The sequence below is a fragment of the Shimia sagamensis genome (assembly GCF_900182745.1).
Lineage (GTDB): Bacteria > Pseudomonadota > Alphaproteobacteria > Rhodobacterales > Rhodobacteraceae > Shimia > Shimia sagamensis.
Genome location: NZ_FXTY01000001.1, coordinates 566147 through 586633 on the forward strand (window position 1 = coordinate 566147; position 20487 = coordinate 586633).

The following is a 20487-nucleotide window of genomic DNA, read 5'->3' on the forward strand; positions in this document are numbered from 1 at the left end:
GAAGGCCAACAAACCCCAATGTCCAGATGTTTTGCTAGATCCGCGCCAAATCATCCATGATGCGCACAAGTTCCGCGCTAATCCCCGGCTCCGACAGCGCATGCCCCGCATTTCGAATAATACGAAGATCCGCCAGTTTGCCCCATGCTGACGCCAAATCATGCGCCGCTTTAGGAGGGCAAATCATATCATATCGACCTTGGACTATATATCCGGGAATATTCTCGAGTACGTCCATATTGGCAAGGATGTGACCATCCTGTTTCAGAAACCCTCTGTTGCGGAAGTAGTGATTCTCCAGCCGCGAGAATGCGCGCGCATATTCGGCAGGCGCTTCTCCGCCATGCCCGTTGGAATACACCGACGCCAGCGCGTTCTCCCAACTTGCCCAAGCCCGCGCAAACTTAATCTCTGTCGCACGATCTCCACAAAACAAGCGATGATGATAGGCTTCAATCAAGTCACCCCGTTCTTCCTCCGGCACTAGTTTGGCAAACCGCGCCCACGGTTCTGGCCAGAAATGGCCGGCACCGCCGCCATAGAACCAATCCAGTTCGGATTGCGTCATGAGAAACACGCCTCGCAGAACCAAACAAACCGTTTGTGCGGGATGGGATTGCGCATACAGGAGCGACAAAGTTGCCCCCCAACTGCCGCCAAAGACGATCCATTCATCAATCTCCAGCGTATCCCGAATACGTTCCATATCCGCCACAAGGTGCCAGCTGGTGTTGGCCTCCACTTCGGCATGTGGCCGAGAATGTCCGCATCCTCGTTGGTCAAAAAGGATAATGCGATACACATTGGGATCAAAATAGCGCCGCATGGCCGGGCTGCTACCACCGCCTGGCCCACCATGCACAACAACAACCGGCAAACCGCTTGGATTGCCGGATTGTTCGACGTAGATACTGTGCCCGTCGCCAACGTCCAACATCCTCTGGTCAAATGGTTCGACCGGAGGGTAAAGGTAGTGCACTGCGCGCTTTTGGCCCGAGTTTTTGTCCATGTCCTACCTATAATGGTTGCGACGCCCAAATGAGCATGGAGAGTTGAAAATGCAAGCCACCAATACCACGGTAGATCCTACCGAAGTGGCCAAATTCGAAGCCATGGCAGCCGAATGGTGGGATCCCAATGGCAAGTTCAAGCCGTTGCACATGCTCAACCCTTGTCGCCTTGACTACATTACGACGCAGATTGCCGCGGAGTTCAATCGCGACTTGTCAAAAGCGCGGCCTTTTGCCGGCTTGCGCCTGCTCGATATCGGCTGCGGAGGAGGACTTTTGTCCGAACCCATGGCGCGCCTTGGGGCCGACGTAGTGGGGGCGGATGCGGCGGGTGGAAACCTGCCGGTTGCGCGCATCCATGCAGAGCAATCCGGACTAAAGATTGAGTACCGTCACACAACAGCTGAATCTATGGCAGAAGCGGGCGAACAGTTTGACGTTGTACTGAACATGGAAGTTGTCGAGCATGTGGCCGACCCTTTGAGCTACATGATCGCATGCCAGAAATTGCTCAAATCCAGCGGTTTGCATATTTGCTCGACTATCAACCGAAACCCAAAGAGTTTTGCGGTGGCCATTCTCGGAGCTGAGTACGTCATGCGGTGGCTGCCCAAAGGCACCCATGAATGGCACAAGTTTATCACGCCCGTTGAGTTGATTAGCTTAATTGAGAAATCCGGGTTAACGCCGGTGGACCGCAAAGGTTTTGTCTTTAACCCAATCAGTTGGCAATGGTCGATCTCCGACAAAGACCTGAGCGTCAACTACGTGACAGCCAGCACCAAGGCCTGAGCCACCTACTCTTCCAGTTTGAGACGCAATTCCCGCAGGATCGGGAGTGCGGCGCGCACCCGGTCATCACCCAATCGACTGACCATATCGTTGATGATCGGCTCCATGCTGGCCAAGGCCGCATCGCGCGCTTGCCGACCAGCAGGGCTGATGGCAACCATTTTGCGGCGCGCATCGTCCCAATCTGGACGGATATGCACATATCCAGCTGTTTCCAGCTTGTGCAGTGTGTTGGTCATCGCACCGCGCGTGAGATGGAACGTCTTGGCAAGCTGAGCTGGACTGCGCTCAACATTTGAGCGGTCAAGATGATTGAGTACCGAAAAATGCGACAACTCCATGCCCTTGGGTAAAACTTTTGACAAACGGGAACGGGCGAGCTGATCCACCATCAGAATTTCGCCAAACAGCGTAATCGCCAAACCGCTTTTGTCGTTCATTTAGGGCCCGCTAAAGTCTCGGTCATGTTGTAAGGACGGCACTTGCCTGCGGGCCTTCTGAACCAATGTCAGATCAATTTCAACAACAGTGACACCTAGGTCAGTGCCTGCATCAGCCAAAACCTCGCCCCAAGGCGCCACAACCATGGAATGCCCATGGGTGCGCCGAGATTGCCCGCGAGACGCCGAGTGATTGCCAGTTTGTGCAGGCGCAATGACAAAACACCCGGTTTCTATGGCACGGGACCGCAGGAGAACCTCCCAATGGGCCGCGCCTGTGACATGAGAAAAGGCTGCTGGAACTGTCAGAATCTCCGCCCCGGCTTGCGCAAGTGAGCGATGAAGATGCCCAAAGCGGACATCGTAACAGATAGATAAACCGAGTTTGCCAAACGGTGTTTCCGCGACAACGGCTTTGTTGCCTGGGCGATACCCATCTGATTCCCGATAGGTTTCTTCCGGCGACACATCCACATCAAACATATGGATCTTATCGTATCGCGCGACAATGTCGCCTTCGGAAGAAACAACAAACGACCGATTGGCAAAACGTCCGTCCGCATCCTGCGTCTTTAGGCCTAAGCTGCCAATCAGAAGCCAAATACCAAGCTCCGCACACAAATCGACCAGAGCCGCAAGAGTTGCGTCCTCAGCCTCTGACGTTAGCACCGCTTCTTGGTGCACACGACTTGTCGATAAGCAGTTCATCACTTCGGGCAAAAAGGCAAATTCTGCACCTTGGTCTTTTGCTTCACGCAACATTGCACCGGCTGTTGCCAAGTTCTCTTCGGGCAAATCCGATGAGTTCATTTGAAGCAAGGCCACACGCATGGTCACTTAGGCCGCCAGTAGAGGATCGAGCTTTCCTGCCTGCTCTAGCGCATACAGGTCATCGCACCCACCAACATGCACGTCGCCAATAAATATTTGCGGCACGGTACGGCCGCCATTTGCGCGGGTAATCATTTCCGGCTTGCGGTTCGGATCCTGCAAAACATCGATCTCGACAAACGTGACGTTTTTCTGGGTCAGGAGCCGTTTGGCGGCGTGGCAAAACCCACAAAGTGGGCTGGTATAGATCTCAACCGGCATCATTGCACATCCTTTTAATTTGGGTCGTTTGTCGGACATTTAGGCAGGCTTTGCAACGCGCGCCAATGTCACGATAGACACTTCTTTGGCATTTGCCGTGAGACACGCCTCCGTTGCAGCCCGCAAAGTTGCACCACTGGTCAAAACATCGTCTACCAATAACACATTGGCACCAGTCATAACTGATGCACGCTTAGGATTTGCCTCGATCGCACCTTTCAGTTTCCGGGCACGCTCCGACCGATTCAACCCCTCCAAACTTCCGAAACCCTTTGTTCTCAAGAGAAGGTCTGGGCAAAAAGCACCTCCAGCTTCACTTGCTAACCTCTCCGCCAAAAGAGAGGCCTGATTGAACCGGCGCTGCAAAAACCGAAACCGATGCAGAGGGACGGGAGCGATGACATCCACTTTACTCAAAAGTGACTGAGCCGCATTAAAGAGCCACCGCCCAGCTGGGCGCGCAATTTCTGTCCGGTCGCCATGCTTGAACGCTAGGACGATTTGACGCCCCGCTGCTTCATAAAGGAATGCTGAGCGTCCTTGCCGCCAAGGCGGCGGGTCACACAAGCAATCATCGCACACCACACGAATCTCGCCAGTATCAGCCGTGACAGGGCGACCACAAACGTCACATACCACCGCTCCAATAAACGCTGTCTGCGCCCAACAATCCGCACAAAGACCAAAATCACTTTCCACCATGTGGCCACAGGCCACACATCGTGGTGGGAACAAAAGGTGTATGGTGGTTTGAAACTTCGCCTTCACCCGCCTATTGTCCGCAACATGCAAAACAACCCTCGCCTCACTGATACAAATACCTTGCGACGCAACCGCGCGCGCGCCGATCTAACCACTGGAATGTTTCTGCACCAAGCGGCTATCACGGAGGTTCAGGATCGCCTCAACATGGTTAACAGAGAGTTTACGGCGCCAGCCGTTGTGACTGGGTTTCCTTCGGTTTGGAGCACTTGCCTGCCGAATGCCAAGTTGGTTTCCGATAAAGACACCTTAGATCTGCAAGCCCAAGGACATGATCTTGTAATACATGGCTTGGGGCTGCATTGGGCCAATGACCCTGTGGGGCAAGTTATCCAATGTCGACGTGCTTTAAAAGATGACGGCCTCTGCCTTGTTGTCACTTTTGGCGGAAAGACACTTCATGAGCTGCGCGCGGCATTAGCACAAGCCGAGGTGGAAATCACAGGTGGCCTCTCTCCACGCGTTGCACCGATGGGTGAAATTCGCGATCTTGGCGCACTTTTGCAGCGCGCCGGCTTAGCACTTCCAGTTGCCGACACTGTGTCCCTTAAAGTCACTTACGAAAACCTTTGGAGCTTGATGAAAGATCTCCGGGCGATGGGGGAGAGCAATGCGCTCCAGGATCGCTTGAGGCAACCAACCCGCCGCTCGGTTTTGATCCGAGCCAGCGAAATCTACGTAGACAACTTCATGGAGGAAGGGCGCATTCCGGCGACCTTCGAATTGATCTTTCTCACTGGCTGGGCACCGGATGCCAGCCAGCCACAGCCGCTGCGCCCTGGCTCAGCAACAAACAGACTCGCAGACGCGCTATGCACGCCTGAAATCAAATTGCCCAAGTGACTTACCTACACGGACCACACCCCATGACCCAAGCTACATGCCCGGCCCACGCCCCCAAAGACCACCCAAATGTGGCACGCGGAAAGACCGGCATTCTCCTCGCCAACCTCGGCACTCCAGATGACTACAGCTATTGGCCAATGCGTCGATATTTGAGCGAGTTTCTGTCAGACAAAAGGGTAATCGACTACCCGTCTTGGAAATGGCAACCACTGTTGCAACTGATCATCCTGACCAAACGGCCGTTTTCAAGCGGAGAAGCCTATGAGTCCATTTGGGACAAGGAACGAGGTGAAAGCCCGTTGATGGTGATCACCAAGGAGCAAACAGCCAAGATTGCGTCAGCCATGAAAGAAAAACATGGTGAACAGGTTATGGTGGATTTCTGTATGCGCTATGGCAACCCTTCAACCATCTCGAAAGTACGCAAAATGGTGGCCGCGGGTTGTGAACGGATCCTGTTTTTTCCGCTTTATCCGCAATACGCCGGAGCCACGTCCGCAACCGCTAACGACCAATTTTTTCGGGCTTTGATGGAAGAAAAATGGCAGCCGGCCGCGCGCACTGTGCCGGCTTACTTTGATCACCCAACCTACATCGATGCCTTGGCCAAGTCGGTAGAAGATGCCTATGCCAAAGCCGAGAAACGCCCTGACCTTTTGGTTGTTTCTTACCACGGTATGCCAAAGCGATACTTGCAAGAAGGCGATCCGTATCATTGCCAATGCCAGAAAACCACGCGCCTGCTGAAGCAACGGTTGGGTTGGGATGACACTGAGATTTGTTCAACCTTCCAATCACAGTTTGGACCTGAAGATTGGTTGCGCCCCTATACCGTTGAAGAAGTTGCCCGCCTAGCCAAAGAAGACGGCAAGACCAATATCGCGGTGATTGCACCTGCGTTCTCAGCTGATTGCATCGAAACATTGGAAGAGATCAACGAGGAAATCAAAGAGAGCTTTGAGGACGCTGGCGGCAAGGATTTTCTCTATGTTCCCTGCCTGAACTCTGACACTTCGCACATCACAGCACTTTGCCAGATTATTGGTGAGAACCTTGGAGGTTGGGTGAAATAACTCAACCACAACTCCCTGCCTCACTAAGATTCGACAGGGCATAAAAAAACAAAAAGGCGGAGCATTGCTCCGCCTTTTCGCATATCAGATCGCTTTAGAGCGACTTAGGATGCAGCTGCAGCCGCGGCCACGATGACCAGCAGCAGAAGCGGAACCCAAACGTCATTGCCAGAGCTACCAGCAGCTTCTTCGATCACAACAGGTTCAACAACCGGATCGGCCATGGAGCCCGCGAACGCGGTGGAAGCAGCAGCAGTCAGAGCAGCAGCGAGAACGAGTTTCTTCATAATATCCTCCAGAATTCGCTTGCCACCATAACAATGAGGGCGATGACAAGCACCCAAGACTTACCTCGTGAAATGTCTAAACAGCAAAATGTCGGTTTTGCAAACCCAAGATTGCCGATAGCCACCTACCAAGGTCGAAATGTCGTCAAATTAGCAACACTTGCGTGCCCACTTTTGTCAACGAAAACAATTCGGAGATGTGTTCATTGTACAGTCCGATACACCCATTGGAGGAACGACGGCCAATTTTGCGAGTGTCGTGCGTCCCGTGAATTCGGTAATAGGTCCAACTCAAATAAAGCGCGTGGGTTCCCAACGGGTTATCCGGACCAGGCCCAACATAATCCGGCCATTCCGGATTGCGCTTCTTCATCGACGGCGTTGGCCGCCAGCTTGGCCCGTCAACCTTGCGAACCACCTTGGTTCGACCCCGGCGTGTAAGATCCTCAGTCAGAGGCACTGATGTTGGGTATAGTTTGTACACCGACTCATCTTCGGACCAGTAGTGCAACGCACGTGAAGTAACGTCCACAAGAACGGCGCCATTTCTGAGGTTATCAAAGTAAGGTGCCCAATCCAAAGAGCGAAAACTCGAGATATTGCGGACCACAATGTCATCCAGATCGCGTTCGACCTCTGTGGTTCCGGTCTCGGTTTGCGCAATTGCCGGCGCGCTCAAAAAAGCCGCGCCGCTTGCCATAAAGGCACGACGACCAAGTTTCTTAGACCGATCAACAGCCATTTGTTCCTCCAGAACCCACAAGTATAAGACCACACAATCATATGGCCGGAATGCCGCAGTCGCAAATCAATCAAGCGCGAAAGAGCAATGTCACGCCGATGTGGGTTTTCATGGCAACGTTGGAGAGGTAGGACTCTTTCAATCAATTTTTCGGGACGGAAACACAATGCGCGTAATTGTTCTTTTGCTTGTAGCAGCTTTTGGTTTGGTAGCCTGCGGTCCAGGCGGGTCCAGCACAAAGCAATACAAGATTTCCGCCAACAGCACGTCCCGAGTGCAATATCAGGTATTGGATTCCATCAACGCACTGCGGGCAGCAGGGGGCGCGCCAGCGGTCGAATTGAATGGGCAACTGAACGCGGCGGCGGCTACACACTCTCGCGATATGTCCCTCCAAAATCGACCTTGGCACTTTGGTTCAGACGGGTCCTCACCTTTGGACCGCGTCGCACGCGTTGGCTATTCCGGTGCCCTTGTAGGAGAAACCATCAGTGAGACCTACGAATCAGAAGTGGAAACGTTGGCCGCGTGGATGCAACAAGACGACACGCGTGCGGTGATCTTGGACCCCAAAGCCCAGGACATGGGATTTGCTTGGTTCCAAGAAGGCAGTGGGAAAATCTGGTGGACGCTGGTGATGGGCAAACGCAACGTTGTGCAGATGGCCGATTTTCAGGGATAGATTGAGATAACCGTGCCGTTATTCACCATGGCATAGATCTCTCGAATTTCACGATCCGTGACCGCAATACAGCCCGCGGTCCAATCATTCTTGCCGTCACGATATTTCTTTGGCCGGCCATGAATAAAGATGTCGCCACCTGGAGATTTCCCCAAAGACGCGGCATGTGATCGGTCAACGTTATTGGGGTACGACACGCCAATCGAGAGGTAGAACTGGCTGTTGGGGTTGCGACGGTCGATATAATAGTCACCCTCCGGTGTTTTGCCATCGCCTTCCACTTGCTTGTGACCAACGGGTTGGAAGCCGAGGTGCATGTCATACGATTTCAAAACTTCGTTGTGGTGCATGAGGTAAATTTTGCGTTGTTCCTTAAACACAGCAACACGGGTCACTTCTGGACCGTTGTATGACATAAATTTGCTGGAACAGCTCGCCAAGCCAAATGTCAAAACCGCAAGCAACAAAGCGGAAAACAAACGCATCATTCAGGTCCTTTTTGTACCACTGCCTCTTTTTGAGGGCTTTTAACATATTGAGGCAATTTTGACCTCTCACGGCTGCGTGATAGCAGCTATTTCCGAACAAACCTTGAAGCCAACTCCACATGCGAAGACCAGCGGAACTGATCGACGGCTTGCACCCAATCGAGGTGATAACCGGCCTTGATCAAAGTTGCTGCATCACGGGCAAATGTCACTGGGTTGCAAGAGACATAGGCGATCTCAGACAAGTTGGACCTGGCCAGTTCTGCAACTTGGGCTTCAGCCCCAGCGCGTGGTGGATCGATCACCGCAAAATCATACTTAAGATCTTCAGAAACAAGGGGATTTCGGAACAAATCACGGGCTTCCACTTGAACCGGCTTGAGCCCTTGCGCCATGCGCCAACCAGCGTCCATAGCGTCAACCATCGCCTTGTCGCCTTCCACACCGCGCATGCGGTAGGTCATGGCCAACGGCAAAGTAAATGTCCCGCTCCCTGCGAATAGGTCAATTCCGGACTCGCCCTGAGTGATGGCCTCCTTGATCGCATTCAGAAGGGCTGTCTCGCCCTCTAGGGTTGCTTGTAGAAAAGCACCAGGCGGAGGCACCACAGACGCAGAGCCAAAACTCTGCGCTGGCACAGCACGTGTTGCGACCACTTCGCCATCCCATGTCAGACGCGCCAATTTAAAGCGCTCCACTTCTTGGGCTAGTCGGGCCAACAGCGGTCCATCCAAAGGTTTTCCACCGACAACGGCCATGTCTATGCCGGCGTCAGACAACGTGACTGTGGCGCTGATTTCCCCCTTGCGAGATGAGGCGATTTGGCAGAGTTGCAAAATGACTTCACGGGCAGGAAGCAAATCTGGGTGCAGCAGCTGACAATCCGGGATCTCGACAATCACATCCGAAGCCCGCGCATGGAACCCCACCAAAGCCGCCTTTTTCGTGCGTCGCGCAGATAAAACAGCGCGGCGACGGGACTTTGGTGGTGAGGTCAAAACAGGGCGCAAATCGGTTTCCAATCCCTGCGCCGCAAGTGCTTGCCGAACAACCTCGACCTTCCAATCCGCCAAAAAATCATCCGACGCATGTTGCAACTGGCAACCACCGCAGGATTTGAAATGACGGCACGGGGCTTTCACGCGGTGCTCGGATGGCGTCACAACCCGCATATTGGTCAATCGGTTGCCGTCGAGATCTCCCTCCACGGTTTCTCCGGGTAGGGTCAACGGGACATAAAGGGGGCCGTCGGCGATTCCATCACCGTGCAGACCCAAACGCTGGATATCAATCTGGCTCATGCCCGTCCCTTAGTGGGGGACGGGCATAAGGTCAAATTTTACTCAGCGGCTTCATCCGCATTCAGGAAGCCACCAGATTGACGGGCCCAGAAGCCCGCATAAAGGCCGTTATGCGCCAGCAGCTCCTTATGGCTGCCTTGTTCCACAATACGTCCTTGATCCAGAACCAAAATCCGATCCATTTCGGCAATGGTGGAGAGCCGGTGCGCAATTGCGATCACAGATTTGCCCGCCATCATGCCATACAGCGTGCGCTGAATGGCGGCTTCGACCTCACTATCCAAGGCGCTTGTGGCCTCATCCAACAGCAGTATTGGCGCATCTTTTAAGATCACACGCGCCAAGGTGATACGCTGACGCTGTCCACCGGACAATTTGACACCGCGCTCACCCACATGAGCATCATACCCCTTACGTCCTTGCGGATCTTCGAGATCGAGGATGAACTCATGCGCTTCAGCTTTCTTTGCCGCCGCGATCATCTCCGCTTCGGAAGCCTCTGGATATCCATATAGCAAGTTATCCCGAACAGATCGGTGCAGCAGCGAACTGTCCTGTTGCACCATACCGATCAGGTCGCGCAGGCTGTCTTGTGTGACCGTCGAAATATCTTGGCCGTCTATCAAGATACGCCCTTGCTCGGTGTCGTAAAACCGCAAGAGAAGCTTCACCAACGTAGACTTGCCTGCCCCAGACCGACCGATCAGGCCAACCTTTTCACCTGGCGCGATGGTGAGCGAGATGTTGTCCAACCCGCCACTATCGCGGCCATAGTGGTGCGACAGCCCCTCAAGCTCAATTTTGCCTTTGGTGAAGTCGAGCGGTTTAGCATCTTTGGAATCAACCAAATCAATCGGTTGTGCGATGGTTTCCATACCTTCGGCCACCACACCAAGCTGGCGGAAGAAAGAGGTCAGCGCCCACATGATCCAGCCGGTCATGGCGTTCAAGCGCAGGCTCAAGGCTGTGGCCGCAGCCACAACACCCACGCTCGCCAGACCTTGCATCCAAAGCCAGATGGCCCATCCAACAACGCTCACGATCAACACACCATTGAGCATCACCAGCATGACATCCATCAACGTGAAAATACGCATTTCCGCCTGAAAGGTTTCGCGTGAGTATTCAATGGCTTCTTTGGCGTAATCCAACTCTCGCCTGTTGTGCGCAAAGAGCTTCACCGAATGAATGTTGGTATAGGCATCCACAACCCGTCCGGTGACTTGAGACCGGGCGTCCGAGGCTTTTTGCGAAGCAGGGCCAACGCGTTTCACAGTCCACTTCACAAGGAAGCCATAAAGCACCAACCAACCCAACATGGGTAACACTAAGCGCGGGTCAGCATCGGCCAAAAGGATCGCAGCGCCAACGACGTAAGCGATCGAAAACGTGATGGCGTCAAACACCTGAAACACTGCCTCACCAGCAGCGGGCGGGGTCTGCATAATGCGGTTGGCTATGCGACCGGCAAAGTCGTTCTCAAACCAGCCAACTGATTGACGCAAAACATGTTTATGGGCCCGCCAGCGGATCAATGTACCAAAGTTTGGCAGCAGCGTGTTGTTGAGCAACAGCACGTCAAAGGCCTGCAACGCAGGGCGCAGGAAAAGAACAAAGAGGATGACCAGAATGAACTCGGTGCCGTGGTCAGCCCAGACTTGCGAGGGATCCCCACTCAAAAGATCGACAATGCGGCCCATGTAGGCGATCAATCCGATCTCTACCGCGGCCACAATAACTGACATTATTGTAGCAAAAACAAAGACTTTGCGGAATGGCTGCGCATAGTCGCGCATAAACGGCCACAGCTGTGTGGGAGGCGCGTCTACTTCGTTGTAGTCGCAATAGGGGTCAACAAGGGTCTCGAAAAACTTGAACATGAGAATGTCCTGAAAAAACAGTGGATTGTGCAAAATGAAGTGACTCGCCATCTCTGGCTGCCACGGCAGTCAGATTGGCTTATGAAAACCAGATCCCGCGATACATCTTGCACTCCTTCTCATGTTTGAGCTGTCGGCATGCTGGCGCAGTGTTGCTTGTGCGTCAACCTCCGATTTACCTGACCTTTGGCACGTCGGTATTGCGTCGGTAAGACGACTGTTTTGCGGTGGTGGGGGTTTTGTGCCTTGGTCGGGTGGTAAACCCAACGCGCGTTGGGTGTTGCCCAGCATTGGCCCGCATCGGACAAGGCAACGCCAGGCCTGGGGATCAGGTCAGCGAGTCCCACAATTGGGATTTGCTGAGAGAAAAGTCTGACGCAATCCAGCGTGCCTCGAGGTCTTTGAGCGCCTTGCCCAATGCCGCGCCCTGAAACTGGTCGATAAGGTCGGCGGGGCGGATTGGGAACTGTGCGTCAGCGCCTGCTTGCGCGGCCGCTAGCCCCTCCGGCATCAGCGGCATCTCAAATACTGCAGCGCGCAACAGCAAGATCGACGTTGCCGCCTCTGCGCCGTGGCGGTAGCCCAGCGCGCCGGGTGTGTCCGACGATTCAAGCCCGTTGCGCAGGACATCGCGGTGGCGTGCGGTCTTTTTGGAAAGTCTTAGGGCCTGCGCGATACCTTCCCCACCCAAAGCCGTTAAGCGGCGGACGGGATCAATCGGCACCGCAACCATCTCTTCCAAATGCACCAAAGGGGCCAAGGCGCGGTCGTCGGTGCCTGGCAGGATCGCGGTGAGCACGCCGGTTTGGCGCATGGCTGCCACGGCAGGGGCTGGATCAGACGCACCCATAAGCTTTAGGGTCTCGCTGCCTACGCGTTCGCGGGACAGGGATGCTAGGCCGTCGATGTTGGCGGCACTGGCGGCAAGCGCATCTGGGTCCATGCCTTCAGCAGGATCGCCGTAATATGCGTGAAACCGGAAGTACCGCAGGATGCGCAGGTAGTCTTCGCGGATGCGGTCTTGAGCATTGTCGATGAAGCGCAGGCGGCGGGCCTTGAGGTCTTTGAGGCCACCCAATGGGTCAACCACTGTCCCGTCGGCGGTGGCATAAAGCGCGTTCATAGTGAAATCGCGGCGGCGGGCGTCATCTTCGACATTATCAGAAAAGGCCACAACAGCCCGGCGGCCGTCTGTTTCTACATCATGGCGGAAGGTGGTGATTTCGTGTGGGATACCATCCGCAACCACAGTAATGGTGCCGTGCTCGATGCCGGTGGGAATGGCATTTAGCCCGGCGGCTTTGGCCAGGTCCATCACCCGTTCCGGACGGGCATCCGTAGAGATGTCTATGTCATTCACCGGCGCGCCCAAAAGGGCATTGCGCACACACCCACCCACCAGGAGAGCTTTGTGCCCATGTGTCTCTAACATGGCGCAAACCGCCTGAGTCGGGGCAGCAGTCAACCAATCACCGGAGACCTTCATGAGCCTGACACCCGTTCCGCCAAACCGCGCAGAATGCGGGCGGTGGCCCCCCAGATGTAATAGGGGCCAAATGGCACCGTGAAGTAGTGACGGCGCTGACCTTGCCAGCGGCGGGATTGGATCGAGAAGAAGGCTGGATCCGTCACATGGGACAGGGGCACGGAGAAGACTTCTTCGACTTCGCCAGGCTCCGGGATCACGTCAAACACGTCTCTAATATGGCCCAAAACCGGTGTGACGAGAAAGCTGGTGACGGTTTCATGGGTGGGCAAAGTGCCTAGCACATCGACGTTGTCTGACGGCAAACCAATTTCCTCGCGCGCCTCGCGCAGGGCGGCGGCAATCACATCTGCGTCGTCGTCATCCTGCTTACCACCGGGGAACGAAATCTGCCCCGGGTGATGCTTCAGATGGCTGGCGCGTTTGGTCAGGATGACATGGGGAATGCTCTGTTTGATCTCGATTGGGACAAGCACGCCGGCGGGGCGCAGCTTTCGGCCTTTGGGCAGGACCACATCCGGATTGAGATCAAAATCAGAGGAGGCCGCGCTGTCCCGGGACAGCGCGGCCTTGATGTGTGTGAGTGGGTCAGGCGCCTTTGGCATCTGTGTCCGAGGTTTTGGCCTCAAATCCAACCGTGGCTGGATCCAGGTCATAGTGGGTGCCGCAGAATTGGCAGTCCGCGGTCACCCTCCCGTTTTCTTTGGTCATCGTGGCGATATCTTTGGCCGAATAAATCGACAAAGACTGACGCACGCGGTCCTCTGAGCAGGTACAGCCAAATTTGACCGACTGTGCATCGTACACACGCGGTGCTTCCTCATGGAACAAGCGCACCAACAGGTCGGTTGGCGGCACAGAGGGGCCAATCATTTCCAACTCTTCCACGCTGTCCAATAGAATGTTCACGCGGTTCCAGTTTTCTTCGTCGTCTTCGTTCAGCACGTCTTTGGCCAACAGCATGCCACCTTCGCCGCTGCCACCCTCGCCGGAGACATGCGGGCTGGCTTTGGGCATGTGCTGCAGCATAACGCCGCCTGCCCGCCAATGCTCACCCACGCCAGGCTCAACCGACTTGCCAAACTTCAAAGAGAAGCGTGTGGCCAGCTGTTCGGACTGCGCAAAATAGGCCTCAGCCGAGGCCTGAAGTGAGCCGCCCGTCAGACCGGAGATGCCTTGATACGGTTTGGTGCCTTCACCCTGGTCAATCAGCACAGCAAAGTAGCCGTTGCCCAATTGATCAAATGGCGCACCATCGGTCAGGCGCTCCTCGTCAAAGCTGGCGTAGGCGCGAATGCGACCCACCTCCCCTTCTTTGGTTGGCGCGTAATAATCGGTTGCAATCATGCGCACCGGGCCGTTGGTTTGCACCTGAAGCGACAGCTTCCAGCGCAGGCTGATGGTCTGGCCGATCAACGCGGTCAGCAAGGCCATTTCAGCCACCAAAGCCTCTACCGTTTCCGGATAGGCATGTTGTTTGAGCACACCCGAGAGCACGCCATCAAGACGGGCCACGCGCCCGCGAATATCAGAGTTGTCCAGCTGGAACGGCAGCACTGTGTCGTCCCAGGCAATGTTACTTGCAGCTTTCATGGGGTTTCCTTATCGGCCTTCCCTTGCCATACCGCGACTATATAGGGCCAGCAAGGGCGACAAAAAGAGGTTTCACGCATGATACCACGTTTCGGGACACCGCCACGCAAAGATGTGCGCTATACGATGCGCCCTGGGGCCTATGCGGTTTTGCTTCAGGGCGACCAAATGCTGCTCACCCATCAGGCTGACCCAACGCCAGAATTCCAACTGCCAGGTGGCGGCATTGATCCGGGAGAAAGCCCGGTTGTGGCCTTGGTGCGCGAAGTGTTTGAGGAAACCGGGTATCGCATTGCCAAACCACGACGGTTGGGCGCGTTTCGGCGGTTTACCTATATGCCAGAGTATGACCTTTGGGCCGAGAAACTCTGTACGATCTATCTGGCCACACCCACCCTGCGGATCGGCCCGCCAAGCGAACCGGGACATGAGGCGGTGTGGATGGGCATCGAAGAGGCGGTTGCGCAGCTTGGTAATGCCGGAGACCGGCATTTTGCTGCACGGTTTCTGCGATAGAACGGCTTAGTCGCCGCGATATTCCAGCAGGATGCCGGAGACATCATCCGGAAAGCCTTTGCCGCCGGAGAACTCATCAAGCTTCCAAACCATGGCCTGCAAGGTGTCTTCGAGGTCATGACCAGCGAGATCGACCATCAGGGCCTCAAGACCTTCTTCGCCCAGCAAGCCATTACCGGTGTCCGGGCATTCAGTCACACCATCTGACAATAGGAACAGGCGGTCGCCCTTATTGAGGTCGATGCTGAACTGTGAGAACTCAGCCCCTGGGATCAAACCCACAGGCAATCCGCCAGGGCCTTCTTGCTCAATGGAGCCATCGGCGCGTTGGATCACGGGATGCGGGTGACCGGCTTGTGCAAGGATGACGTGTCCGGTGGCGAGATCGACATCGGCGAGCAACATGGTGAAATAATGCTCGGTCTCCATCTCGTCGAGGATGATTTCGTTAAGACGGGCAACAACTTCGGCGGGCGGAAGATGTGTTGTGGTGCCATCAGGTAACACGTGCATCGCCACATTATGTTCCGGAGATGTCGCGGATAAGTAGCCCGCGAGACGCGCGGTAATCAACGCAGAGCTGATTCCATGCCCCGACACATCGATTGCATACAAACCGATTCGCGTGTCGCTGATCTTGTAATGACCGACCAAATCGCCACCCACATGGCCGGAAGATTGCAGCAGCAGAGAGACCGCCGCACGATCAAAATCTTTGAACCGTTCGGGCACAAGAGATTGCTGCAGCTTCTTGGCTGCGAGCAAGTCGTTGTCCAGCGAGTCGTAGAGACGTTGAAGCTCGTCCAGCGTTTCCGAGATCACTTTGTTCTTGTCGGTGAGTTCACGCTCCATGCGCAGGATACGCTCCGCGGCGGAAATCCGCGCGCGCAGTTCGTAGCCGTTCACAGGCTTTGTCAGAAAGTCATCCGCTCCGGCGTCAAAGCCTTGAGCAACCTCAGTTTTTTCACTCTTGGAGGTCAGAAGAATGAAGTAGCCATAGGTATCTGTGCTCAGCTCTCGGAAGGCGCGGCAGAATTCCAGACCCGACATTCCTGGCATCATCCAGTCCGACAGAATGAGATCCGGCAGCTCGTCGCGACAGATGTCGAGCGCTTCCTGGCCGGAGGCCGCCTCGATAACTTCATAGCCATCCCGCTTGAGCGACAGGCTCAAAATACGGCGCTGCACGCGGCTGTCGTCCACCAACAACACACGCTTAATGACGCCGATATCAGGCGCCACATTACTCTCAGTAGATTGAACAGTGTTGGTCGACAAACTTCCCTGACCTTCGCTCAAGTTTTGACTTCTTTCGTAACATAACTATGGTCTTGCTACTTAACATGCCGTCAAAAGTAAAAATGAGATAGTTCAAATTTTATCGTGTAGGATTTGTTAACACTTTTCTGTCACTGTCTAGGGGTGAATAATGAGGAAATGCCCATGATTGACTGGGAACGAGTGGAAGAACTGCGCGACGAAATCGGCGTGGAAGATTTTGGTGAAGTGGTGGAGCTCTTTCTTGACGAGGTTGAGGATGTTATTTCCCGGCTGCGTGACACTCCAGATATCGCCAATCTCGAAGCAGACCTGCATTTCCTGAAGGGCGGCGCATTGAATCTTGGATTTCGGACGTTCTCTCAGCTTTGCCAGGCTGGCGAAGCGGCCGCGGCCGCCGGAAAAGGCGACACGGTGGATGTTCCTGCAATCCTCGCATCTTTTGAAGACAGCAAAGGTGTGTTTGCGCAAAAACTCGCTGCCGCCTGAAAGATGCCCCCCTGAAATTGCCGAATTCGGCAGGCTCTGTTCCCAGACCCCAGTTGATCGACCTAAGCCTCAGCTTAGGCCGGTCTTTGATTCTTTTGAGAGGGGTTGGCCACCGGTGGCATCCAAAGGGCGCGATGCGACAGTGCTAGAGTACAAACTGACCAAGCGTTTCATCATTGGTGATGTCAGTATAGGTCATGCTAGCCGCCTCAATACGCTGAAACAATGCCTCGAAGTTTTCCGGTTTGGTGGTTTCGATTCCGATCAAAACCGAGCCAAAGTTACGCGCTGATTTCTTGAGATATTCAAACCGCGCGATGTCATCTTCTGGACCAAGGGTTTCGAGAAAGTCCCGCAAGGCTCCAGGACGTTGTGGCATGCGCAAAATGAAGTATTTTTTCACTCCAGAATAGCGCTGCGCCCGTTCTTTGACCTCAGGCAAACGCTCAAAATCAAAATTGCCTCCGGAGGTGACGCAGACCACGGTTTTGCCTTTGATGTGATCCGCCACATCGACCAATGCATCGACGGCCAAGGCCCCGGCAGGTTCCAGCACGATGCCCTCGACGTTCAACATCTCCAGCATGGTGGCACAGATGCGGTCTTCAGGTGCAGCAGAAACATTGGAGAGCGACATGTCGGCGAGACGGGAAAAGGTTTTGTCCCCAATGCGCGCCACCGCTGCGCCATCCACAAAACTGTCAACATGCGCCAAAGTGGTTGGATGACCGGCTTCCAAAGCAGCAGCAAGGCTCATGCCGCCTTCAGGTTCGACCAAAGTGTAGCCCAGCGCAGGACCAAAGTAGCTGTAGACCCCAGAGGAGAGCCCCCCGCCACCTACCGGCAGAATGATGTGGTCTGGAACACGCCCAAGCTGGTCTTCGATTTCCACTGCAACCGAAGCCTGGCCTTCAATCACATCTTCGTCGTCAAACGGCGACAAAAAAGCGGCGCCCACCTCCGTGCAATAGGCCTGCGCTGCCGCCAGCGTGTCGTCAAAATAGTCCCCAACAAGGCGGATTTCGACATTGTCTCCGCCAAAGACCTGCGTCTTGAAAATCTTCTGTTGCGGGGTGGTGACGGGCATGAAGATCACACCCATCACGTCAAAGTGCTTGCACATATAGGCAACACCTTGCGCGTGGTTGCCCGCGCTGGCGCAGACAAATATCCGCTGTTCAGGGTTTTCGGTGCGCACCTTGCACATGGCGTTGAATGCGCCGCGCAACTTATAAGACCGCACCGGTGTGAGGTCTTCGCGCTTAAGCCAAATGTCGGCACCAAAGCGGGCAGAGAGGTGGGCATTCAGCTGCAGAGGCGTGGCGGGGAAAACGCTGCGCATGGCGGCTTCGGCAGTGCGGGCACATTTACGAAATTCGCTCATGTGCCCTGAGTGGCCGAAGCTAAAGGTTTTGGCAAGAGGAAGGTCTCTGATCAGTCGATCGAACGACCTTCGACGTAGTGGCCATAAAACGTGGTCAGAATGCTAATATTCACCAAACCCACCAAAGCCGTGAACACAATGTCCACTGCGGTACCGACGAAGGGCGAAATGCCATAAATGGCTTGCACCAAGTATTGCCCCCCATAACTGACAGCCCATACCGTCAACATAAGAACGAGAATTGCACCTGTGGCGCCACTGGTGGCACTCCAGGCTTCGCCAAAGGTCAATGGTTTGCCAAGCGCAGCGGCCGGCAGAATGGCGACCCAACGATACATCAAAACAGACGTCAGAACAGAAATCACAAACAGAACCGCCAGTGTTCCGGCAATGGAACCGGACCCCATAACAGATGTGCCAATCATCATCAGAGGAATAGCGCAGATTGCGCAAGCTAAGCCGAGCAGGAAGAGTCGCCCGAAATAGGCAAGTATTCGGCCCAAGTGAAATTGCGGGATCAGCCCAGATTGCTGCTCCTCGGCCAAAACAAAGCGATGCCACGCTACGATGCCCCAGCCGATTACAAAAAACATCAACAACATGAGCAGAAAACTGAGACCAATCGATCCGCCAGACGGAGTCCCAGCAATCGTGCCAGTTTCTGAGAAGTTTTCTCCGAAGATGTTAGACATGGCTCGGATCAAACCCAAAAAGAGTAACCCCATCAGAACACAAGGCGCCCAGAAAATTCGAATGGCATCCCGCCAGTTTCCAACAACCATGCGCACCGCATGAATAAACAGTTTCCACCCCTGCATCGAATACCTCTTAGCGATAGTGTTTTATCCTAATTTCACCCACATCTGTCAGACATCAATCAACAAAAGCAAGCACAACACTGCGCTCTTCTTGCCCATAGGCACAAAAACCGTTATCGCGCAGGCGATATATGGACGAAGGGAAGTAACATGTCGGCTCCGAAGAAAGTTGTGTTGGCCTATTCCGGTGGCCTGGACACCTCGATCATCCTGAAATGGCTGCAAACCGAATACGGCTGTGAGGTGGTGACCTTCACCGCGGATTTGGGTCAGGGCGAAGAGCTTGAACCCGCCCGCGCAAAGGCGGAACTCTTGGGCATCAAGCCTGAAAACATCTACATCGAAGATGTGCGCGAAGAGTTTGTGCGCGACTTTGTCTTCCCGATGTTCCGCGCCAATGCGGTCTATGAGGGTCTGTACCTGCTGGGCACCTCGATTGCGCGTCCGCTGATCTCCAAACGTCTGGTTGAGATTGCCGAAGCGACTGGCGCAGACGCCGTGGCACATGGCGCAACCGGCAAAGGCAACGATCAGGTGCGTTTTGAGCTGGCGGCTTATGCATTGAACCCGGACATCAAGGTGATTGCCCCTTGGCGTGAGTGGGATCTGTCCTCGCGCACCAAGCTGCTGGAATTTGCCGAAGAAAATCAAATCCCGGTTGCCAAAGACAAACGTGGCGAAGCGCCGTTCTCTGTGGACGCAAACCTGCTGCACACCTCGTCCGAAGGTAAGGTTCTGGAAGACCCAGCCGTTGCGGCACCGGATTATGTCTATCAGCGCACCGTGCACCCTGAGGACGCACCAAACGAGCCGGAGTTCATCGAGATTGGCTTTGAAAAAGGCGACCCGGTCAGCATCAACGGCGAGGCGATGAGCCCGGCGACCATGCTGACTCAGCTGAACGAATATGGCGGCAAGCACGGCATTGGCCGTCTGGACCTTGTTGAGGGTCGCTTTGTTGGCATGAAGTCACGCGGCATCTACGAAACGCCCGGCGGCACTGTGTTGCTTGAAGCGCACCGCGGCATCGAATCCATCACCATGGACCGTGGCGAGATGCACCTGAAAGATGAGCTGATGCCAAAGTATGCAGAGCTGATCTACAACGGCTTCTGGTATTCGCCTGAGCGCGAAATGCTGCAGGCGGCGATCGACAAGAGCCAAGAGCATGTCACCGGCACTGTACGTGTGAAACTCTACAAAGGCAGCGCCACCACCGTGGGCCGCTGGTCTGACCACTCGCTCTATTCTGAGGAGCACGTGACCTTTGAAGACGATGCAGGCGCGTATGATCAGAAAGACGCGGCAGGCTTTATCCAACTGCAAGCACTGCGTCTGAAGTTGATTGCGATGCGCAACAAACGCACCCAAAAGTAAGCCAACCCAATTCCGAGAAAGCCCGCCCAATGTGGCGGGCTTTTTTGTGTCTCCCATTTGCCGATCCGAAAAAACCCTTTGAGATGGGCAGGATGACGGCTAGCGTTTCTGAAAGGCGATATGACAGGAACATGACTGCGCCGGGGAGGCA

At 54.8% G+C, this 20487-nt stretch carries 23 protein-coding genes; 7 read left to right on the plus strand and 16 right to left on the minus strand.

Going from position 1 to position 20487, the window contains the following annotated elements; translation table 11 throughout:
* Positions 1 to 34: 34 nt before the first annotated feature.
* Positions 35 to 1009 (minus strand): prolyl aminopeptidase, encoded by a 975-nt coding sequence (pip, locus tag QOL67_RS02595; RefSeq protein WP_283424379.1) that lies wholly within the window; start codon positions 1007 to 1009, stop codon positions 35 to 37.
* Positions 1010 to 1058: 49 nt separating this feature from the next.
* Between pip and ubiG the strand changes: the two genes are divergently transcribed.
* Positions 1059 to 1802 carry a bifunctional 2-polyprenyl-6-hydroxyphenol methylase/3-demethylubiquinol 3-O-methyltransferase UbiG gene (gene ubiG / locus QOL67_RS02600; RefSeq protein WP_283424380.1) on the plus strand — a complete coding sequence of 248 codons (744 nt, stop codon included), beginning with the start codon at positions 1059 to 1061 and terminating at the stop codon, positions 1800 to 1802.
* 5 nt (positions 1803 to 1807) lie between these two features.
* Here ubiG and QOL67_RS02605 read toward each other — a convergent pair whose 3' ends face one another.
* The 4 genes from QOL67_RS02605 to QOL67_RS02620 are packed head-to-tail and all read right to left on the minus strand — an operon-like array spanning position 1808 to position 4102.
* Positions 1808 to 2242, minus strand: a complete 435-nt coding sequence (locus tag QOL67_RS02605) for a MarR family winged helix-turn-helix transcriptional regulator (RefSeq protein ID WP_283424381.1) — start codon at positions 2240 to 2242, stop codon at positions 1808 to 1810.
* Positions 2243 to 3073 (minus strand): carbon-nitrogen hydrolase family protein, encoded by an 831-nt coding sequence (locus tag QOL67_RS02610; protein ID WP_283424761.1) that lies wholly within the window; start codon positions 3071 to 3073, stop codon positions 2243 to 2245. It abuts the gene before it with no gap.
* A 6-nt stretch (positions 3074 to 3079) separates the two neighbouring features.
* Positions 3080 to 3337 (minus strand): glutaredoxin 3, encoded by a 258-nt coding sequence (gene grxC, locus QOL67_RS02615; RefSeq protein WP_283424382.1) that lies wholly within the window; start codon positions 3335 to 3337, stop codon positions 3080 to 3082.
* Positions 3338 to 3373: 36 nt separating this feature from the next.
* A complete protein-coding gene (locus tag QOL67_RS02620; RefSeq protein WP_283424383.1) occupies positions 3374 to 4102 on the minus strand; it encodes a ComF family protein in 729 nt (242 codons plus the stop codon).
* 18 nt (positions 4103 to 4120) lie between these two features.
* On the opposite strand from QOL67_RS02620, the gene QOL67_RS02625 reads away from it, so the two are divergent.
* Positions 4121 to 4939 (plus strand): methyltransferase domain-containing protein, encoded by an 819-nt coding sequence (locus QOL67_RS02625; protein ID WP_283424384.1) that lies wholly within the window; start codon positions 4121 to 4123, stop codon positions 4937 to 4939.
* A gap of 23 nt (positions 4940 to 4962) precedes the next feature.
* On the plus strand, positions 4963 to 6015 hold the full coding sequence (gene hemH, locus QOL67_RS02630) for a ferrochelatase (protein ID WP_283424385.1): 1053 nt from the start codon (positions 4963 to 4965) through the stop codon (positions 6013 to 6015).
* A gap of 104 nt (positions 6016 to 6119) precedes the next feature.
* Here hemH and QOL67_RS02635 read toward each other — a convergent pair whose 3' ends face one another.
* Positions 6120 to 6302 carry a hypothetical protein gene (locus tag QOL67_RS02635; protein WP_283424386.1) on the minus strand — a complete coding sequence of 61 codons (183 nt, stop codon included), beginning with the start codon at positions 6300 to 6302 and terminating at the stop codon, positions 6120 to 6122.
* 145 nt (positions 6303 to 6447) lie between these two features.
* A complete protein-coding gene (locus tag QOL67_RS02640) occupies positions 6448 to 7044 on the minus strand; it encodes a L,D-transpeptidase (protein WP_283424387.1) in 597 nt (198 codons plus the stop codon).
* Positions 7045 to 7210: 166 nt separating this feature from the next.
* Here QOL67_RS02640 and dalA point away from each other — a divergent pair, with 166 nt between their 5' ends.
* Positions 7211 to 7726 carry a divisome-associated lipoprotein DalA gene (gene dalA / locus QOL67_RS02645; RefSeq protein ID WP_283424388.1) on the plus strand — a complete coding sequence of 172 codons (516 nt, stop codon included), beginning with the start codon at positions 7211 to 7213 and terminating at the stop codon, positions 7724 to 7726.
* On the opposite strand, the gene QOL67_RS02650 is transcribed toward dalA, so the two are convergent.
* From QOL67_RS02650 to hslO, 6 genes are all read right to left on the minus strand, one after another.
* Positions 7717 to 8211 (minus strand): L,D-transpeptidase family protein, encoded by a 495-nt coding sequence (locus tag QOL67_RS02650; protein ID WP_283424762.1) that lies wholly within the window; start codon positions 8209 to 8211, stop codon positions 7717 to 7719. The genes dalA and QOL67_RS02650 overlap by 10 nt on opposite strands.
* An 89-nt stretch (positions 8212 to 8300) precedes the next feature.
* A complete protein-coding gene (locus QOL67_RS02655) occupies positions 8301 to 9515 on the minus strand; it encodes a class I SAM-dependent RNA methyltransferase (protein ID WP_283424389.1) in 1215 nt (404 codons plus the stop codon).
* 38 nt (positions 9516 to 9553) lie between these two features.
* A complete protein-coding gene (locus tag QOL67_RS02660) occupies positions 9554 to 11395 on the minus strand; it encodes an ABC transporter ATP-binding protein (protein WP_283424390.1) in 1842 nt (613 codons plus the stop codon).
* Positions 11396 to 11723: 328 nt separating this feature from the next.
* Positions 11724 to 12881 (minus strand): CCA tRNA nucleotidyltransferase, encoded by a 1158-nt coding sequence (locus QOL67_RS02665; protein ID WP_283424391.1) that lies wholly within the window; start codon positions 12879 to 12881, stop codon positions 11724 to 11726.
* A complete protein-coding gene (locus QOL67_RS02670; protein WP_283424392.1) occupies positions 12878 to 13486 on the minus strand; it encodes a CoA pyrophosphatase in 609 nt (202 codons plus the stop codon). Before QOL67_RS02670 ends, QOL67_RS02665 begins: the two co-directional genes overlap by 4 nt.
* The gene (gene hslO / locus QOL67_RS02675) at positions 13470 to 14474 is read right to left on the minus strand and encodes an Hsp33 family molecular chaperone HslO (RefSeq protein WP_283424393.1); all 1005 of its coding nucleotides are present in this window, start codon (positions 14472 to 14474) and stop codon (positions 13470 to 13472) included. The genes QOL67_RS02670 and hslO overlap by 17 nt, the downstream gene beginning before the upstream one ends.
* Before the next feature lie 78 nt (positions 14475 to 14552).
* Between hslO and QOL67_RS02680 the strand changes: the two genes are divergently transcribed.
* Complete coding sequence (locus tag QOL67_RS02680) at positions 14553 to 14990, plus strand: NUDIX hydrolase (protein ID WP_283424394.1); 438 nt, start codon at positions 14553 to 14555, stop codon at positions 14988 to 14990.
* Positions 14991 to 14996: 6 nt separating this feature from the next.
* Here the strand turns inward: QOL67_RS02680 and QOL67_RS02685 are convergent, their stop codons facing one another.
* Entirely contained in the window at positions 14997 to 16211 is a 1215-nt protein-coding gene (locus tag QOL67_RS02685; RefSeq protein WP_283424763.1) for a PP2C family protein-serine/threonine phosphatase, read from the minus strand.
* Between the two features lie 222 nt (positions 16212 to 16433).
* Between QOL67_RS02685 and QOL67_RS02690 the strand changes: the two genes are divergently transcribed.
* Positions 16434 to 16757 carry an Hpt domain-containing protein gene (locus QOL67_RS02690; RefSeq protein WP_283424395.1) on the plus strand — a complete coding sequence of 108 codons (324 nt, stop codon included), beginning with the start codon at positions 16434 to 16436 and terminating at the stop codon, positions 16755 to 16757.
* Between the two features lie 145 nt (positions 16758 to 16902).
* Here QOL67_RS02690 and ilvA read toward each other — a convergent pair whose 3' ends face one another.
* Together ilvA and QOL67_RS02700 are read right to left on the minus strand one after the other, a co-directional pair.
* Positions 16903 to 18141, minus strand: a complete 1239-nt coding sequence (ilvA, locus tag QOL67_RS02695; protein WP_283424396.1) for a threonine ammonia-lyase IlvA — start codon at positions 18139 to 18141, stop codon at positions 16903 to 16905.
* Between the two features lie 50 nt (positions 18142 to 18191).
* Positions 18192 to 18959, minus strand: a complete 768-nt coding sequence (locus QOL67_RS02700; RefSeq protein ID WP_283424397.1) for a hypothetical protein — start codon at positions 18957 to 18959, stop codon at positions 18192 to 18194.
* Between the two features lie 150 nt (positions 18960 to 19109).
* Between QOL67_RS02700 and QOL67_RS02705 the strand changes: the two genes are divergently transcribed.
* Positions 19110 to 20336 carry an argininosuccinate synthase gene (locus QOL67_RS02705; protein WP_283424398.1) on the plus strand — a complete coding sequence of 409 codons (1227 nt, stop codon included), beginning with the start codon at positions 19110 to 19112 and terminating at the stop codon, positions 20334 to 20336.
* Positions 20337 to 20487 lie beyond the last annotated feature (151 nt).

What these genes read in the sequence shown, in the direction of transcription:
- pip (WP_283424379.1), bottom strand. Translation starts at nt 1,009, where the DNA reads ATGGACAAAAACTCGGGCCAAAAGCGCGCAGTGCACTACCTTTACCCT.
- ubiG (WP_283424380.1), top strand. Translation starts at nt 1,059, where the DNA reads ATGCAAGCCACCAATACCACGGTAGATCCTACCGAAGTGGCCAAATTC.
- QOL67_RS02605 (WP_283424381.1), bottom strand. Translation starts at nt 2,242, where the DNA reads ATGAACGACAAAAGCGGTTTGGCGATTACGCTGTTTGGCGAAATTCTG.
- QOL67_RS02610 (WP_283424761.1), bottom strand. Translation starts at nt 3,073, where the DNA reads ATGCGTGTGGCCTTGCTTCAAATGAACTCATCGGATTTGCCCGAAGAG.
- grxC (WP_283424382.1), bottom strand. Translation starts at nt 3,337, where the DNA reads ATGATGCCGGTTGAGATCTATACCAGCCCACTTTGTGGGTTTTGCCAC.
- QOL67_RS02625 (WP_283424384.1), top strand. Translation starts at nt 4,121, where the DNA reads ATGCAAAACAACCCTCGCCTCACTGATACAAATACCTTGCGACGCAAC.
- hemH (WP_283424385.1), top strand. Translation starts at nt 4,963, where the DNA reads ATGACCCAAGCTACATGCCCGGCCCACGCCCCCAAAGACCACCCAAAT.
- QOL67_RS02635 (WP_283424386.1), bottom strand. Translation starts at nt 6,302, where the DNA reads ATGAAGAAACTCGTTCTCGCTGCTGCTCTGACTGCTGCTGCTTCCACC.
- QOL67_RS02640 (WP_283424387.1), bottom strand. Translation starts at nt 7,044, where the DNA reads ATGGCTGTTGATCGGTCTAAGAAACTTGGTCGTCGTGCCTTTATGGCA.
- dalA (WP_283424388.1), top strand. Translation starts at nt 7,211, where the DNA reads ATGCGCGTAATTGTTCTTTTGCTTGTAGCAGCTTTTGGTTTGGTAGCC.
- QOL67_RS02650 (WP_283424762.1), bottom strand. Translation starts at nt 8,211, where the DNA reads ATGCGTTTGTTTTCCGCTTTGTTGCTTGCGGTTTTGACATTTGGCTTG.
- QOL67_RS02655 (WP_283424389.1), bottom strand. Translation starts at nt 9,515, where the DNA reads ATGAGCCAGATTGATATCCAGCGTTTGGGTCTGCACGGTGATGGAATC.
- QOL67_RS02660 (WP_283424390.1), bottom strand. Translation starts at nt 11,395, where the DNA reads ATGTTCAAGTTTTTCGAGACCCTTGTTGACCCCTATTGCGACTACAAC.
- QOL67_RS02665 (WP_283424391.1), bottom strand. Translation starts at nt 12,881, where the DNA reads ATGAAGGTCTCCGGTGATTGGTTGACTGCTGCCCCGACTCAGGCGGTT.
- QOL67_RS02670 (WP_283424392.1), bottom strand. Translation starts at nt 13,486, where the DNA reads ATGCCAAAGGCGCCTGACCCACTCACACACATCAAGGCCGCGCTGTCC.
- hslO (WP_283424393.1), bottom strand. Translation starts at nt 14,474, where the DNA reads ATGAAAGCTGCAAGTAACATTGCCTGGGACGACACAGTGCTGCCGTTC.
- QOL67_RS02680 (WP_283424394.1), top strand. Translation starts at nt 14,553, where the DNA reads ATGATACCACGTTTCGGGACACCGCCACGCAAAGATGTGCGCTATACG.
- QOL67_RS02690 (WP_283424395.1), top strand. Translation starts at nt 16,434, where the DNA reads ATGATTGACTGGGAACGAGTGGAAGAACTGCGCGACGAAATCGGCGTG.
- ilvA (WP_283424396.1), bottom strand. Translation starts at nt 18,141, where the DNA reads ATGAGCGAATTTCGTAAATGTGCCCGCACTGCCGAAGCCGCCATGCGC.
- QOL67_RS02700 (WP_283424397.1), bottom strand. Translation starts at nt 18,959, where the DNA reads ATGCAGGGGTGGAAACTGTTTATTCATGCGGTGCGCATGGTTGTTGGA.
- QOL67_RS02705 (WP_283424398.1), top strand. Translation starts at nt 19,110, where the DNA reads ATGTCGGCTCCGAAGAAAGTTGTGTTGGCCTATTCCGGTGGCCTGGAC.